14 protein-coding genes and 1 pseudogene are annotated in these 14,792 nt (G+C 67.0%); 11 read left to right on the top strand and 4 right to left on the bottom strand.

Annotated elements, in window-relative coordinates; genetic code table 11:
• Positions 1-32 precede the first annotated feature (32 nt).
• The 4 genes from ACXAHD_RS15205 (at position 33) to ACXAHD_RS15190 (ending at position 1,251) form a co-directional block, all read left to right on the top strand.
• Entirely contained in the window at positions 33-326 is a 294-nt protein-coding gene (locus tag ACXAHD_RS15205; RefSeq protein WP_475051249.1) for a (4Fe-4S)-binding protein, read from the top strand.
• The gene (locus ACXAHD_RS15200; RefSeq protein ID WP_353850332.1) at positions 316-453 is read left to right on the top strand and encodes a CDGSH iron-sulfur domain-containing protein; all 138 of its coding nucleotides are present in this window, start codon (positions 316-318) and stop codon (positions 451-453) included. Before ACXAHD_RS15205 ends, ACXAHD_RS15200 begins: the two co-directional genes overlap by 11 nt.
• 94 nt (positions 454-547) lie before the next feature.
• Positions 548-859: a MoaF-related domain-containing protein gene (locus ACXAHD_RS15195; protein ID WP_281554666.1), complete on the top strand. Its 312-nt coding sequence runs from the start codon at positions 548-550 to the stop codon at positions 857-859.
• A 2-nt stretch (positions 860-861) separates the two neighbouring features.
• On the top strand, positions 862-1,251 hold the full coding sequence (locus tag ACXAHD_RS15190; RefSeq protein WP_281554667.1) for a nuclear transport factor 2 family protein: 390 nt from the start codon (positions 862-864) through the stop codon (positions 1,249-1,251).
• 276 nt (positions 1,252-1,527) lie between these two features.
• On the opposite strand, the gene ACXAHD_RS15185 is transcribed toward ACXAHD_RS15190, so the two are convergent.
• A complete protein-coding gene (locus ACXAHD_RS15185) occupies positions 1,528-1,905 on the bottom strand; it encodes an SRPBCC domain-containing protein (RefSeq protein ID WP_281554668.1) in 378 nt (125 codons plus the stop codon).
• Between the two features lie 209 nt (positions 1,906-2,114).
• Between ACXAHD_RS15185 and ACXAHD_RS15180 the strand changes: the two genes are divergently transcribed.
• The 4 genes from ACXAHD_RS15180 to ltrA all read left to right on the top strand — a co-directional run bounded on the left by ACXAHD_RS15180 (position 2,115) and on the right by ltrA (position 6,824).
• Positions 2,115-2,687, top strand: a complete 573-nt coding sequence (locus ACXAHD_RS15180; protein ID WP_289212752.1) for an ISAs1 family transposase — start codon at positions 2,115-2,117, stop codon at positions 2,685-2,687.
• Positions 2,688-2,879: 192 nt separating this feature from the next.
• Positions 2,880-4,202 (top strand): IS110 family RNA-guided transposase, encoded by a 1,323-nt coding sequence (locus ACXAHD_RS15175; RefSeq protein WP_421366303.1) that lies wholly within the window; start codon positions 2,880-2,882, stop codon positions 4,200-4,202.
• Positions 4,199-4,966, top strand: a complete 768-nt coding sequence (locus ACXAHD_RS15170) for an ISAs1 family transposase (protein WP_475051269.1) — start codon at positions 4,199-4,201, stop codon at positions 4,964-4,966. The genes ACXAHD_RS15175 and ACXAHD_RS15170 overlap by 4 nt, the downstream gene beginning before the upstream one ends.
• A 430-nt stretch (positions 4,967-5,396) precedes the next feature.
• Entirely contained in the window at positions 5,397-6,824 is a 1,428-nt protein-coding gene (ltrA, locus tag ACXAHD_RS15165) for a group II intron reverse transcriptase/maturase (protein WP_475051242.1), read from the top strand.
• 391 nt (positions 6,825-7,215) lie between these two features.
• Here the strand turns inward: ltrA and ACXAHD_RS15160 are convergent, their stop codons facing one another.
• The gene (locus tag ACXAHD_RS15160) at positions 7,216-9,984 is read right to left on the bottom strand and encodes an ATP-binding protein (protein ID WP_289212754.1); all 2,769 of its coding nucleotides are present in this window, start codon (positions 9,982-9,984) and stop codon (positions 7,216-7,218) included.
• A 194-nt stretch (positions 9,985-10,178) separates the two neighbouring features.
• Positions 10,179-10,993, bottom strand: a pseudogene (locus ACXAHD_RS15155) (IS701 family transposase); the annotation flags it as partial.
• A gap of 607 nt (positions 10,994-11,600) precedes the next feature.
• Between ACXAHD_RS15155 and ACXAHD_RS15150 the strand changes: the two are divergent.
• Genes ACXAHD_RS15150 through ACXAHD_RS15140 form a run of 3 tightly spaced genes read left to right on the top strand, consistent with a single transcriptional unit; the run spans position 11,601 to position 14,287 of the window.
• The gene (locus tag ACXAHD_RS15150; protein WP_281554672.1) at positions 11,601-12,440 is read left to right on the top strand and encodes an alpha/beta fold hydrolase; all 840 of its coding nucleotides are present in this window, start codon (positions 11,601-11,603) and stop codon (positions 12,438-12,440) included.
• 48 nt (positions 12,441-12,488) lie between these two features.
• The gene (locus ACXAHD_RS15145) at positions 12,489-13,472 is read left to right on the top strand and encodes a GOLPH3/VPS74 family protein (protein WP_475051239.1); all 984 of its coding nucleotides are present in this window, start codon (positions 12,489-12,491) and stop codon (positions 13,470-13,472) included.
• On the top strand, positions 13,367-14,287 hold the full coding sequence (locus ACXAHD_RS15140) for an extracellular catalytic domain type 1 short-chain-length polyhydroxyalkanoate depolymerase (RefSeq protein ID WP_475051265.1): 921 nt from the start codon (positions 13,367-13,369) through the stop codon (positions 14,285-14,287). Before ACXAHD_RS15145 ends, ACXAHD_RS15140 begins: the two co-directional genes overlap by 106 nt.
• Here the strand turns inward: ACXAHD_RS15140 and ACXAHD_RS15135 are convergent.
• Positions 14,276-14,713, bottom strand: a complete 438-nt coding sequence (locus ACXAHD_RS15135) for a reverse transcriptase domain-containing protein (protein ID WP_475051263.1) — start codon at positions 14,711-14,713, stop codon at positions 14,276-14,278. The two genes, ACXAHD_RS15140 and ACXAHD_RS15135, sit on opposite strands and share 12 nt — an antisense overlap.
• Between the last annotated feature and the right edge of the window lie 79 nt (positions 14,714-14,792).

The following is a 14,792-nucleotide window of genomic DNA, read 5'->3' as shown; positions in this document are numbered from 1 at the left end:
ACAGCAGGGCGCGGCAACGATGGAGAGGCGACATGAGCAGCGGAACCGCGAAGAAGGCGTACGAGGGTCAGTCGATCACCGTGACCCTTGAGGCCAGGCGTTGCCTGCACGCTGCCGAGTGGGTTCGCGGCTTGCCGGAGGTCTTTGATCCGGGTCAGCGCCCGTGGAGCCGGCCCGACGGTGCCGAGGCCGAGCGCTTGGCCGAAGGGCTCCGACGCTGTCCCTCCGGAGCGTTGCGGTACGAACTCGTATCCGGCGGGGCGGAGGCCCCTGATCGGCCCACGTGGGTCACGCGACTCCACCGGACAGTTGATCGTGCGCGGTGAGTTGAGTGTGGCCACATCGCGAGGTGCGAGCGCTGAGATCAGGGCCGTCCTATGTGGCTGCGGGCAGAGCCGCCTGCAGCCGTACTGCGATCACACCGGGCCTTGCGGTCAGACCCCGCTTGGATGACCCGACACCCGGTCGGTCGATTCCCAGCATGAGCCAAGGAGCGAGCAGGTGGTCTGCAGAGTGCACACCGACCGGCTGAAGATGAAAGGATGTTATGACTGAGCAGGTTATCGGCAGAAGCTACCGGTTCAACCTGGGTGAACTGACGGTCCGGTTCACCTTTGATTCGCAGACACAGGGAAGCTTCGTCGTCGAGAGCGGTGGCGGGCTTGCGCCCGATGGTCACGCGGAGACCGTGAAGCTCGACCTGCGGGAGATTCGCGACGGCGTCTACTTGAATTCGTGGACGGAGGCCAGCGGCGCCACCGTCACCCACGTCGAGGGCTTCGCCAACGCGACGCTGTATTCCAATGTGACTGTCGGCGGCACTCTCTACAACTTCGTCGGGACTATCGAGGAGGCATGACCATGGCCGCGAACACAGCGACTGGCCAGGCTCAACGCAACACCGAAATCGTACTGACCGCCATGCGGGAACTCTTCGTTGAGAAGGACATCACGGCGCTCGACCGGTACTGGTCTGAGCCCTACGTCCAGCACAGTCCTCAGTTGGCCAATGGTCTGGGCACGCTACGCGCTGTGGTGCCGGGCCTGGAGGGCTTCTCATGGGAGCCGAAGCGGATCGCCGCGCAGGGTGACCTCGTGTTCACCCACAGCGTCGTCCATGGGTGGGCGCCGAATCCGGTCGTCATCGTTGACATCTTCCGGCTCGATAACGGACGTATCGTCGAACATTGGGATGTCATTCAGGACCTCACCTCCCCTGAGGCGACCGTCAGCGGTAACCCGATGATCTGACACTCTGTAGGCGGGAGTGGGCGGCATATCGGCTCAGGGAAAACCTAACCACCCCCGGCTGCTGCAACAGGCCTGAGCGCCTCGCGTGGCGTTCCTGGTACAAACGAGCTCACCGCCTGACCGTGGCCTCGGATCATCCTGATTCGATGGACTACCTGTCAGTCAGGGAGCAGCTGAACCGGGCGGGGCTCATTTCACATACCGACCCGGCGGGCTCGTCGCGGTCGGCGAGCCACTGCCGGGAGTCACCCAGACGCCGGGCTGCGCACACGGCCGTCATGCCTCTGCCCGCGCGGCGAGAGCCGTGTTCATCGTAGCGAAGCCTGACTCGGCCGAGCGCAACAAGCCGGGCAGCATCATCACGAACAATCCAGAGAAGCGTTCGGACTGGGTGAACCGGGTCGATTTGGGAGTGAGCGGTTCGATGTCGAAGGAGTGCGCGCCGTCGAAGATCCCCGGGATGAGCACACGGCCGAGCCACGCGAGCTGCCGCTCGGGCTCGGCGGTGGTGACGGTGGGAGTGAAGCGGCGCGGCTTAGCCCCGGGAAGAGCGATAGTGACCGCCACATGAGAGCCACGGGTCAGGCTGCCGTCAAGCTTCGTGATGAACGGGTTCCATTCCGGGTAGCAGCGGTCTCGGTGAGAATCGTCCACACAGGATCCGCAGGCGCGGCGATGTCGATCGTATGGTTGATGGTAGGCATGGTCGTCCGCTCCTGGTTCAGGGCCGTTGCGTAGTCGGTTGAGGGCTGGCTGAGCTGGGAGTTTGGGAGGAATCCGGGGGTCTATGCAGGACGGGCACGGCCCGTTGGTGATCATGAAGTTGCGAAGCCGCATGATCCCGAGGAAGACCGCACCCGCCGATGCCATCATCACCCACCGAGATTCTGCTGCCGCACCGACCCACCGATACGCCTCTCCCGGTAGCGGTCACTGACAGCGAGCAGCTCAGTCTGTTCGTCGCGTTGAGGGCGGTTCCCGATCCGCGTGACCCGCGTGGCCGCCGCTACCCCCTGGTCAGCGTGCTCGCGGTCGCGGTGTGCGCGGTGCTGGCCGGGGCGTGCACGTTCGCCGCGATCGCCGACTGGGTACGCGACCTCGACCGCGCCGCGTGGGCGAGGCTCGGGTTCACCGACCGGGTCCCCGCCGCGACCACGGTGTGGCGACTGTTGATCCGCATCGACGCGCAAACGCTGTCGGCGGTACTGGCCCGCTGGCTGCGGGCACGCACCACACCGGACGGCGGGACCGGACGGCGGTGGCGCATCGTCATCGCCGTCGACGGCAAGGTCGTACGCGGCGCCCGGCTCCCCGACGGACGTCAGGTCCATCTGCTGTCGGCCTACGACACCAGCACCGGCATCGTGCTCGCCCAGGTCCAGATCGCCACGAAATCGAACGAGTCACCCTGTGCCGAGCACGCCGCAATGGCGTGAAAAACTGCGGTACGGTCGCCCGCCGACGCCGATGGGATCTTGGCACTTGAAGCCGTTAACGAGTCTGGCGCGGGGCCCGACCTCGATGGGTCGCACACTGTTGCTTCGAGCACGCCGGTCAGATTTCTTGGTTCCCGACCGTGGCCCACGGGCGACCTCCCACCCCCTTCTGCCCGTATGGAGCCCGGTGGCATGTCACGAGAACCTGAAGAGATCCACGACCCCGACCATGAGATCCGGTTGAGCCGGGTCGCGGCCATCGACGTCGCGAAGGCATCCGGCAAGGTCTGTACCCGGCTACCGCATCCGACTCAGCCTCACCGCAGGGTGACGCTGGTCTGGGACGTCGTGTCCACCACCAACGAGCTCTGCGCCTTGGCCCAGCGGTTGGTCACCGATCAGATCGAACGTGTCGTTCTGGAGTCGACCGGCGACTACTGGCGACCGTTCTACTACATCCTGGAAGCCCACGGGGTGACCGTGTGGCTGGTCAACGCCAACGACGTCAAGCAGGTCCCGGGCCGACCCAAGACCGACAAGCTCGACGCGGTCTGGCTGGCCAAGCTCAACGAGCGTGGGATGCTGCGGCCCTCGTTCGTGCCGCCGAAGGCGATCCGGGACATCCGCGACTACACCCGGCTGCGCCACGACCTCGTCGCGGACCGGACCCGCTACAAGCTGCGCTTGGACAAGCTGCTGGAAGACGCTTTGATCAAGCTGTCCACGGTGGCTACCAACTTCCTCGGGCTGTCCGGAAGAGCGATGATCGACGCTCTCGTCGCGGGTGAACGCGATCCCCGCCGACTGGCCGAGCTGGCCCTGGGCAAGCTACGGGTCAAACGTCCCGCTCTGGTTGAGGCGTTGACCGGCCGTTTCGACGACCATCACGCCACGATCGCTGCCGTCCTGCTGCAGCAGATCGATGCCCTTGACGTCGAGATCGACAAGCTCACCGTGATCATCGACCAGCTAATCGCCGCACTGCCTCCGACGGGTACTGGTGAGGACTGTCCTCCTGCGGCCCATCAGCCTTCGGTCTTGGAGCGGCTCGACGAGATCCCTGGTGTCGGACCTCGGGTCGCTCAGATCATCATCGCGGAGACCGGCGGGAACATGGCCCAGTTCCCCACCGCTGGCCACCTGGTGTCCTGGACGAAACTGTCCCCACGCACCATGCAGTCCGGGTCAAAGACCCGCCGCGGACCCACCGGCCGTGGCAGCCCCTACCTTAAAAGTGTGCTCGGTGACGCCGCCGCGGCAGCCGCCCGCACCGACACCTTCCTCGGCGAACGCTACCGGCGCCTGGTCAAACGCCGAGGCAAAGCCAGAGCCCTGGTCGCGATCGCCAGATCCATCCTGACGATCGTCTGGCACATCCTGGCCGACCCGACCGCTAGCTTCATCGATCTCGGCCCGGACCACTACGCCACCCATATCAACAAGCACCGCAAGACCCGTAGCCTCATCCGCCAGCTCGAAGCCCTCGGCCACACCGTTCAGCTCAACCCGGCCTGACCAGCACCACACCCAACGGACAAATTCAGAACCTCGGCGGGGATGGGCCCCCACCATGCCGCCTGCCCACTCACAGTTGTTTTTCCGGTCAGATCCCCGCGTTCACGCCCCTGCTACGCCTGGTCGCCGCCCAGCTGGGATCGCTGACCGACGTCCTGGTCGTCGCGGACGCCCTGCACGCCCAGACCGGACACGCCGAGTACCTGGCCGCCGCCGGCGGACATCTGATGGTCACGGTAAAAGCCAACCAGCCGACCACATTCGCCCAGCTCAAGACGCTGCCCTGGGCGCAGGTCCCGGTCGGAGCGCGGACCCGCGAGACCGGACACGGCCGCACGGAGACCCGCACCGTCAAGGCCGTCACCGTGGCGACCCCCGGCGGGCTCGGCTTCCCCCACGCCCAGCAGGCCGTCCGGATCACCCGGACCCGCACGGTCAAGGGCAGGACCAGCCGCGAAACGGCGTATCTGACCGTGTCCCTTCCCGCCGGAGCAGCCCAACCCGCCGACCTCGGCGCCTGGGCGCGAGCGGAGTGGCATATCGAGAACCGCCTGCACTACGTCCGCGACGTGACGTTACGTGAGGATGCCCATCGAGCCCGGACCGGCAACGGTCCCGCCGTCTTCGCCACACTCCGTAACACCGCGGTTGGCTACCACCGTGCCAACGGCGAACCCAACATCGCCCGCGCCACCCGACGCGCGAACCGACGCTCCACAGACCTCATCGACGCCGTGACCAGCAGTAATCCGACTACGCAATAGCGTGTGCCACGAACGAGGAATGGTGATCGCGATGTAGGAGCGATGTCAGGAATCGATGCTGTGCAGGAGATGAAGGTTTGGCCCTTCGGAGTCGCCTTTCGGGAGGAGGCTTCAAACCACCACATGCTGCGTTGGCTGAAGACCGTCGTGGTGAGCGATGTGGAAAAGGCGCCGTGAGAGGTGTCAGGTAGGGACCGGGAAGATGAGTGAAACCGAACCGCTGTTGACGTGTCGTTACGTTTTAGGTGGCATCAGAACCGTGGTCCTTGCTGTTGGCTGCGGGATGAGTCTGGCGGGTGCCCGATGACTGGCCAGGCGGTGCTCGGCATGGAGGCGGCATGAGCCTGGTCTGCGGCTTCTGCATGGAACGTGGGAAGGCGTGTCTCGATACCGCCCCGGGTAGCCGGGCGAGAGGGAGTAGCCGAGCGGGATGTGCCCGCGAGGTGTGAGTACCGATGCGAGACGCGCTGGCGGACCGGCCTGTAGTAGTGACGAAGCCCTGGTAATCGGGGTGGAGCGAAGGGGCCGGGCCATCCGCAGTTGGTTCGTCTGGTCAACCAGAACGCATAACGGTCTGGGAGGAACTGTGAGGAGCGAGCTGACATTGTCAGAGAAACCGTTAGAGATTTCAAAGTGGGAAGTCTGGGAAGCGTACGAAAGAGTCAAGGCGAACAAGGGAGCACCCGGAGTCGACGACGTCAGCTTGGGGGAGTTCGAGAAGGATCTGAAAGGAAATCTGTACAAGATCTGGAATCGGATGTCCTCGGGCAGTTACTTCCCGCCTCCGGTGAAAGCGGTGCGGATACCGAAACCGCAGGGTGGGGTCAGAACACTCGGTGTGCCCACTGTGGGTGACCGGGTGGCGCAGACCGTGGTGGCCCGCAGGATCGAGGAGAAGGTCGAACCGATCTTCCACCCCGACTCCTACGGCTACCGGCCGCGACGGTCGGCGCTGGACGCGGTAGCGGCATGCCGGCAACGGTGCTGGCGCTACGACTGGGTCGTCGATCTGGACGTCCAGGCGTTCTTCGACAGCGTCGACCACGACCTCATGATCAAAGCGGTGGAGGCGAACACCGACCTGCCGTGGGTACTGCTGTACGTCAAACGGTGGCTCATCGCCCCGATGCAGCAGCCCGACGGTAGCCTGCAACCCCGAGACCGGGGAACCCCGCAAGGGTCCGCGGTCTCACCCGTGCTGGCGAACCTGTTCCTGCACTACGCGTTCGACACCTGGATGGCCCGGACGTTCCCGTCCGTGCCGTTCGAACGCTACGCCGACGACGCGGTGGTGCACTGCGCCAGCGAACGCCAGGCGTACCTGGTGCGCCAGGCGATCGAGGACAGGATGGTCGAGGTCGGGCTGCGCCTGCACCCGGACAAGACCAGGATCGTGTACTGCAAGGACACCAACCGGCGAGGCGCCCATCCGGACACCTCGTTCACGTTCCTCGGGTACACGTTCCGTCCTCGCGGGGCCAAAGATCGTCGAGGGGACGTGTTCACCGCGTTCCTCCCGGCGGTCAGCAAGGACGCTCTCAAAAGACTCAGCCGTACCGTCCGGCGATGGCAGATCCACCGCCGGTTGGACCTCAGCTGGGCCGAACTCGCCGAGATGATCAACCCCGTCGTACGCGGGTGGATGAGCTACTACGGGCGGTTCTACCGCTCCGAGCTCAACACTCTCCTGGCGCGCATCAACTCCTACCTGGTGCGTTGGATCCGCAAGAAGTACCGGCGGCTACGACCCCGACGCAAGGCCCGAGTCGTGTGGGAACGCATCATCGCGCAACACCCGCGCTACTTCGCGCACTGGGCCTGGGTCCGTAACCCTCTGATGATGGCCAGGGTGGTATGAGCGGAGTGACGGGAGACTGTCACGCTCCGTTCCGTGGGAGCCCGGAGGTGAGATCCCTCCGGGCGACCCGACCCTGGCTCCTGGTTCGGCCTGAGGGCGACTCGGCGGCCAAATCGGTTGTGCGGCATGGTGTCGCAGGTTTCCAGGTCATGTCGGGATGAGGTCTTGCGATCCGAACCGCCGTCGGTCATCGGCGTATCGCCAGCCTCGCATCCGTGGCGACGGTTCGCGTCGGTGGAAGGTGCGGAGGCCCCGATCGGTCGCACCGTGCTGGCGCGGCGTATTAGCCCGGCGGACGCTGTCAAAGCAGCCGAACGCAGCTGGTGGATCGAGCACCGACGCCTGGCTGCCCGGCCTTCCCAGGTCTTCTGGCCGTGGTGTGCGCGGCTGGTCAGCGCAGCGGTAGTTCCTTGAGCTGCCGGCGGGAGGTGATCCCGAGCTTACGGAAGATGCTGCGCAGGTGGGCTTCGATCGTGCGAGGGCTCAGGAACAACTGTGCGCCAATCTCCCGGGAGGTGGCCCCGGTGGCGACCAATCGGGCGATGTGCAGCTCGTGGGTGGTGAGGGCGTGGGCCGGCTGGGTGGTGCGTTTGCGCGGGTGCTCACCGGTGGCGCGTAGCTCGCGGGCCGCTCGCTCGGCGAACGCTTCCACACCCATCTCCGACAGCAGTTGGTGGGCGGTGCGGAGTCTCTTGCGCGCGTCCTGGCGGCGGCCTTCGCGGCGCAGCCACTCGCCGTAGACGAGGTGAGCACGAGCCGTGTCGCTGGCCATCCGGGACTTTTCGAGCCGTTCGATCGCCTCGCGGTAGTTCTTCTCGGCATCGGGCCCGGTGCTGGCCAGCGCTCGTGAGCGCGCGGCCAGGCCGAGCGCCCATGAGGTGCCGTACGCATCCGCGCGTGAACTGAGCTGCTCCAGTGCGAGCGCCGCTCGTTCCGGTTCGCCGGCACGGACAGAAGCCTCGATGAGCTCGGGTAGGCCCGCGCTGCTGATCGACTGTTCGTCGGACCTGCACGCCCTCGCCGCAGCTTCCTGCGCGACCGAATAGTTGCCTAAGCCGTTGTGGAGCACCGCCATCGCGTACCGGGCGAGGGAGACCTCCACGCCCTCGTCGGGGTAGGTGCCATCGCTGGCTATGATGGCGTTGAGCGCGGTGGTCTCGGCCTGGTCGCCACGCCAGGCGTTGAGAATGACGCGACCATGGCGCAACGGCACGCCCCCGGTCGCCTGTGTGATCACTGTGGCCTCGGCCGCCAGCTCGTCAGCGTGGGCGAGATCGCCCATCAGGACCAACGTGATGGACAGGAAGTTCAGTGCGGCGGGGAGCGTCGCCAGCGCGCCGGCCTCACGAGCGAGCTGGACGTTGCGGCTGGCCAGCACATAGAGCAGCTCGTCGTCGAGGACCGTCACGGCGTTGCGGCCGGCCAGCCACAGCCAACGGTCGCTCTGGCTGGACTGCACAGATTCCGCCTGCGGGCAGTCGCGGAACGCTGCCAGTGCGAGCTGCAGCCGGGGCGCTCCTGCCGGATGTCCCCTTGTCAGGGTCGTCGCGAGCCCGTCGAGGAGTAGGTCTACCGGTCGCGGCGGCACCTCGGGCGCCGGGGCGGCCAGGGCCGCTTCGGCGATGCGTACCGCGTCGCCCCCGCCATTGATGATCGCCGCGTCCAGCGCATGTAGGTAGGTCTCGCGGGACAACGCGGCGTCCAACGGGGCGAACGCCTTGGCAGCATCCATCAGCATGTCCGGCACCTCGGTGCCGCGGTTCAGGTGGAACACGATCTGGGCTCGCAGCAGGTCGAGATGCGCGCGTTGCAGGGGAGCCAGCGGCCCGAGTGGCGCCGTCGTGAGCAGTTCCAGCGCGCTTTCGGAGGCGCCGGCTTCGTGCTTGGCGCGGGCGGCTTCCAGCGCCCGCCGGGCTCGGGTGGCGTGATCGGGAGTGAGGGTTGCCGCGTGCTGCAGGAACGCGGCTGCGGCGGCCAGCCCACCGCGGGCCCGCGCCCGGTCGGCTGATTGCTCAAGTTCGGCAGCGGCGTCCTCGTCGGTGCCCAAGATCGATTGTGCGCGGTGCCAGGCGCGCCGGTCCGGGTCGGTCTGCGGGTCGATGGCGGCGGCCAGAGCGCCGTGGGCGCGGCGGTGGTCGGGTGGCGTGGCGGCCCGGTAGACCGCCGAACGCGCCAACGGATGACAGAACCGCACCCGGATATCGATCTCGAGTAGCCCGACGGCTTCGGCTGCCTCGACCGCTTCGAGGGCGATGCCTAGCTCGGCGGCGGCGCGCCACAGCAGCGCCACGTCGCCGGTTGGCTCGGTGGCGGCGACCAGCAGTAGCAGCTGGGTGTCGGGGGGCAAGCTGCCGCTGCGGCGCCGGAATGCGTCCTCGACGCGGTGCGGAACGCTGAGGGTGTCGGGCAGCTCGAACCCGCCGGCCAGCTGTGTGGGACGGGTACTGCGGGGCAGCTCCAGCAGCGCCAGCGGGTTGCCGCGTGCCTCGGCGATGATCCGGTCGCGTACTCCAGCGTCGAGCGGTGCGTGGACGGCGGAGGCCAGCAGCGCTCCGGCGTCGGTGTCGTTGAGGCCGTCCAGCCGTAGCTCCGGCAGCTCGGCGAACGTGGTGACAGCGCTGTCGCCGACATCGCGCAGCGCGAAGAGTAAGGCGATTCGTTCGGCGGCGACTCGGCGTGCCACGAACGCCAGGATCTGCGCGGAGGCCTCGTCCAGCCATTGAGCGTCGTCGACGAGGCACAGCAGCGGCTGTTCCTCGGCGATCTCGGCCAGCAGGTTGAGGGTGGCCAGCCCGACCAGGAACCGGTCCGGTGCCGCTCCGGCGCGTAAGCCGAACGCTACGCCGAGGGCAGCCTGCTGCGGCTCGGGCAGCGCATCCGCGTGGTCCAGCAGCGGCGCGCACAGCTGGTGCAGACCGGCGAACGCGAACTGGTTCTCGGACTCCGCTCCGACCGAGTGTTCGACCCGGAACCCCGACGGAGATGCGGTATCGCGGGCGTGCTCCAGGATCGCGGTCTTTCCGATGCCCGCTTCCCCGCGCACCACGAGCGCCCCGCTGCGTCCGGCCTGTGCCTGGGCGAGTAGGTGTTCGACGGCGACGCGGTCTGCGCGCCGGCCCAGAAGGTTCGCCAGTTCGTTCTCACCTGAGTCCGTCGGCACCCGTACAACCAACTTAGAACGTAGGCGATTATCACCGATGCGTACCGCAGCCGCCAGTGTGGGGTCTCAACCGTGGCCGGCACGTCCGCCGACGCCGTTGTTGGTCCCGGTACGCCGCGGGCAGCGACCATCGACCTCGCGCACGGTGACGACCGGCGAAGGCATCAGGGGCTACTACGGCAGCCCGCCAGTTGCTAGTTGACCAGGGCGTATTCGCGGTTGAGGCGGGCGAGTTGGTGGTGCCAGCAGGTGCGGGTCTGGTGGCGTCGTCGCCAGGTGAACCAGTCGATGGCGTGGTCGGGTGGTTGTGGGTGGTGGAGGGTGCGGGCCTGGCACTGGTCCAGGCCGAGGTGGTCCTTGCCCAACTCGAAGCATTTCTCGACCGGCCACCGCAGGCCGGCGGCGCGGACCAGCCGCGACACGACCGCCGGCTGCTCTCGGGCACGTGGCAGTAGTGCATCGCCAGTTCCCCGGTGGCCAGGTGACGGCGCACGAGGAGGTGGTGCCGGGGTGAGGCGGTGGCGATCCACGCCCACGCGTACCAGCGATGTCCCTTCGACCCGGCGTCGGCCGAGCGGACATGCCAGCCGCGGCCGGACCCCGCCGCCAGTTCCGTGACGGCTTGCGCGCTGGTCAGCCGGTCACCGGACGGCATCTGGATCATGAAGGTCGAGGCGACCCGCAGCACGTACGCCTGTCCACGGGATTCGAGGAACCCCCGCGGCTCGGTGCAGTTGCCGTACACCTCGTCACCGCAGATCACGTCGAAGGTCAGCTCGTCGGCGTACGCGTGGGTGCACAGGTCGATCGCGAGTTGGCCCTTCGTGCGGAACTCCAGCCCTGGGGTCAGCCCCGTCCGCGCGGCGGTGGCCGGGTCGGTGATCTGCTCGGTGGGGATCCACTGCCGCGCGGCGATCAGGGCGTGGCCGGTCCGTTCCCGCACATAGGCCAGGTGCACTGTGTTGATGCCGTTGAAGACCCGACCGGCGCAGCCCATGTACTGCCGTTCACCCCGACCGTCGCCACGCCTTATGCCGAGTCGACGGTAATGCCGTGGTCGGTGCGGGATGGTCCACCTGCGGCGGCCGTTGCCGGTCGGGTCCAGGCTCATCAACGCCATGTACACGCACTTGAGTGCGGCCTGCTCGGACGGTGACAGCTAAGGGGCTTGTACCGACGCGAAGGCGTCGACGGTAGCGGGAGCCTGGTGTCAAGACGAAAGGAATCGCGATGTCAGCCAGACCCGTCATCGAAATCGACGAGCTGAGCATCAGGTACGGCGAATTCCACGCCGTCAGAAAACTCGCGTTCCAGATCGAGCGGGGAGTTCTACGCCCTCCTCCGTACCAACAGGGCGGGCAAGACCTCGATGCTCGAGGTCATCGAGGGCCAGCGGACGTCGTCAGCGGGCACGGCCGAGCACCCGCCTGGAACAGCGGAGTTTCACTCGCCGACTCCGTGCTCCTACTGGCTCCGACCTCGGCCTGGGCGGCGGTGGCGATCGTGTTGGCCGCGCGGATGGTCCGCTGGGAGCCCCGTGGACAAGCGCCGCACCACAACAACACCTCCAGCGCGGACGCCACCACGAAGTATCCGACGACAGAAGGGAAACGACGATGGGTCTCATCACCGTCGGGAAAGAGAACAGCACCCCGATCGAGCTGTACTACGAGGATCAGGGCGCAGGCCAGCCGGTTGTCCTCATCCACGGATATCCGCTCAACGGCCACAGTTGGGAGCTTCAGACGCGCGAGCTGCTTGCTGCCGGGTACCGGGTGATCACCTACGACCGACGCGGCTTCGGGAGCTCCTCGAAGGTTGGTTCCGGCTACGACTACGACACGTTCGCCGCTGACCTAAACACCGTGTTGGAGACGCTGGACCTGCGCGACGTCGTCCTGGTCGGCTTCTCGATGGGCACCGGTGAGCTGGCCCGCTACGTCTCGCGGTACGGCCACCAGCGGGTGACGAAGCTGGCGTTCCTCGCCTCGCTCGAACCGTTCCTGGTCGCCCGTGACGACAACCCAGAGGGCTTGCCGCAGAAGGTGTTTGACGGGATCGAGGCTGCGGCGAAAGGTGACCGATACGCCTGGTACATGCAGTTCTTCTCGGACTTCTACAACCTCGACGAGAACCTCGGCAGCCGGATCAGCCAGGAGACCGTCACCGGTAGTTGGAACGTAGCCGTCTCCAGCGCGCCGGTGGCGGCTTACGCCGTCGTGTCCTCCTGGATCGAGGACTTCCGCGAAGACGTCGAGGCGGTTCGTGCCAGTGGCAAACCGGCCCTGATCCTGCACGGCACCGCCGACAACATCCTCCCCATCGACGCCACCGCCCGGCGGTTCCGCCGGGCACTTCCCGACGCCGAGTACGTCGAGATCGAAGGCGCCCCACACGGGCTGCTCTGGACCCACGCCGAGGAGGTAAACGCCGTCCTGCGCACCTTTCTCGGCTGAGCGCACGGGCGAGTGACAACGCGCAAAGAGGACAGGGAAGGAACACCTATGGGCGAAAAGCCGATGTCGGCACGTAACGACCTACTCATCGTCGACGACCTTATGCTGCTCCTAATGGACGACGACGGCGCGTCGATCCAGTCGGCGGGCACCCTGTACTACACGCTTGGGGGCGCGGTGCTCACCGAGCTCGCGCTGCTCAATCGGATTCAGACTGACGACTCCGGGGGGTTGAACGGCCCGCGGGTCACCCCGGCTGGTGAGGGTCCGCTGCCCGACCCGCTGCTGCAGTCGGCCTACGACACCATCGCCGAGAAGACGCAGCGGGTGCAGCCGTTGCTCGTCACGCTCGGCGCCGACCTGTGGCAGGTGGTGGTCGACCGGCTCGTGGCCCGCGGCCTCCTGCGGCGTGAGGAGACGCGGGTGCTGCGCGTGTTCCGCTCCACCAGGTGGCCCGCGGCCGACGGGGAGCACGAGGCGCGGCTGCGAGCGCGGATCCGTCGGATCCTGGAGGCCGGCGAAGCTCCCGATCCCCGCACCGCTGCGATCATCGGGCTGCTCTTCGCCAGCGGCGCCATGCCCTCGCTGCGGCCCCCGTTGCCCTGGACGTCGACGACGGTGACCCGGGCCAGCGAGATCGCCTGCGGCCATTGGGGACCCGAGGCGGTCGCCATCGCGGTGACGCGCACCGCGGCGGCGATCGTCGCAGCCAGTGCTGCCGGCATGGCCACTACCAACAGGTGGGCACCGGTTGGCGAAAGGAGCACGAAATGCCCGCACTGGACCAGGCGCTCGAGTCCGATCAGCTGCGGTCCGACCGGCTTCGGCGGCGGCGATGGCCCTGGATCGCCTCCTGCGTCGCGCTGGTGCTCGCGGTCGGTGTCGGTGTCGGTGTCGCGGTCTTCCAGTTCGGCCTGCCATGGTGGATGGGGGAGGGAGATCGCAATCACAAGTACGAAAGCGACGTCGGCTCCCAGCGTTACCAGGTCCACCTACCGCCACAGTACGACGGCACCACCCGGTTGCCGGTGATCATGGCGATTCACGGGTGCGGGATGTCCGGGTACGGGTGGAACTCGATGAAGTTCACGACGCAGTTTAACAATTTGGCCGACCGCGAGGGCTTCATCGTGGTCTATCCCACGCAACGCCTGTTCCGCAACGCGGTCAACTGCTGGAACTCGGCTGATCCGCGGGAGCAGCACCGCTACGACGGAGAACCCGCGCTGCTCGCAGGCGTGGCTCGGCAGGTGGTCGAAGAGTACAACGCGGATCCGGACCACGTGCACGTCGCCGGCGCGTCCTCCGGGGCGGGGACCGCCGTCATCCTCGCGGCGACCTACCCCGACGTCTTCGCGACCGCGACGTCGGTCGCCGGTGGCGAGTATGGGCTGAACCAGGTGGACCCGGACGACCCCGGTGCCACACCGCCGGACTACACCGCACGTCAGGCGTGGTCCCAGATGGGCGACCGGGCGCGGCAGGTGCCGCTGCTCGTCATCCAGGGCGAGGAGGATGACGTCGTCCCACCAATCGTCGCAACTCGCCTCGTCGAGCACTGGATCGCGGTAAGTGACCTCATTGACGACGGTCTGCTAAACGAGAGTTTGGACCTTGTCGAAGAGACGGCGACGGTGCCTGCGGAACCGGGCAGGCATGCGTACACGCGCACCACCATCAGCACGCCCGACGGCACGTCTGTCGTCGAGTCGTACCTCGTCCGCAGTATGGGGCACGTCTGGCCAGGCCCTGCCGGTGACGGCCTCTTCACCGATGGCGCCGGCCCGGACGCCAGCGCCATCGTCTGGGACTTCGTCCGACGCCACCCGAGAGGATCACCGGCGTAAGTCCCAGGACCTGCCAACCGCCGTCGCGTCGGCGGGACCGCTGGGGATCCGGGCGAAGTGCTCGTCCAGGACCGACAAGGCCACGTTGCTCAGCAGCGGCGAAAGGATCGATCCCCGCGGGGTGCCGGTGTCGGTGGCTCGCGGCTGGCCGTCCTCACCGAGGATGCCAGCTTTGAGCAACGCCTTGACCAGGGCCAGGACGCGTTTGTCCGCGATCCGATCGCGCACCCGGTCCATCAGGGCCGTGTGGTCGATCTCGTCGAAGCACGCCGTGATGTCGCCTTCCACGATCCATTCGTAGCTCTTGGACGTGAGTAGACGGGTCTTGGCGATCGCGTCATGAGCCCGGCGCATCGGGCGGAACCCGTAGGAGCGCCGGTGGAATGGAGTCGGACCGGGGCGCGGTGCCGCCTTCTCAGCCTCGATCCACCGACGCGGTTGCCGCTGAATGTTGGTTGATCATTTCTGTATTGGGTGGTGCGGCGGGCGTGAGGGAGTCGCCGAT

The sequence above is a fragment of the Micromonospora sp. ABR4_055 genome (assembly GCF_056160425.1).
The sequence above is the reverse complement of the archived record's forward strand: the minus strand, read 5'-3'. Positions and strand labels throughout refer to the sequence as shown.

What these genes read in the sequence shown, in the direction of transcription:
- ACXAHD_RS15205 (WP_475051249.1), top strand. Translation starts at nt 33, where the DNA reads ATGAGCAGCGGAACCGCGAAGAAGGCGTACGAGGGTCAGTCGATCACC.
- ACXAHD_RS15195 (WP_281554666.1), top strand. Translation starts at nt 548, where the DNA reads ATGACTGAGCAGGTTATCGGCAGAAGCTACCGGTTCAACCTGGGTGAA.
- ACXAHD_RS15190 (WP_281554667.1), top strand. Translation starts at nt 862, where the DNA reads ATGGCCGCGAACACAGCGACTGGCCAGGCTCAACGCAACACCGAAATC.
- ACXAHD_RS15180 (WP_289212752.1), top strand. Translation starts at nt 2,115, where the DNA reads ATGCCATCATCACCCACCGAGATTCTGCTGCCGCACCGACCCACCGAT.
- ACXAHD_RS15175 (WP_421366303.1), top strand. Translation starts at nt 2,880, where the DNA reads ATGTCACGAGAACCTGAAGAGATCCACGACCCCGACCATGAGATCCGG.
- ltrA (WP_475051242.1), top strand. Translation starts at nt 5,397, where the DNA reads ATGTGCCCGCGAGGTGTGAGTACCGATGCGAGACGCGCTGGCGGACCG.
- ACXAHD_RS15150 (WP_281554672.1), top strand. Translation starts at nt 11,601, where the DNA reads ATGGGTCTCATCACCGTCGGGAAAGAGAACAGCACCCCGATCGAGCTG.
- ACXAHD_RS15145 (WP_475051239.1), top strand. Translation starts at nt 12,489, where the DNA reads ATGGGCGAAAAGCCGATGTCGGCACGTAACGACCTACTCATCGTCGAC.
- ACXAHD_RS15140 (WP_475051265.1), top strand. Translation starts at nt 13,367, where the DNA reads ATGGGGGAGGGAGATCGCAATCACAAGTACGAAAGCGACGTCGGCTCC.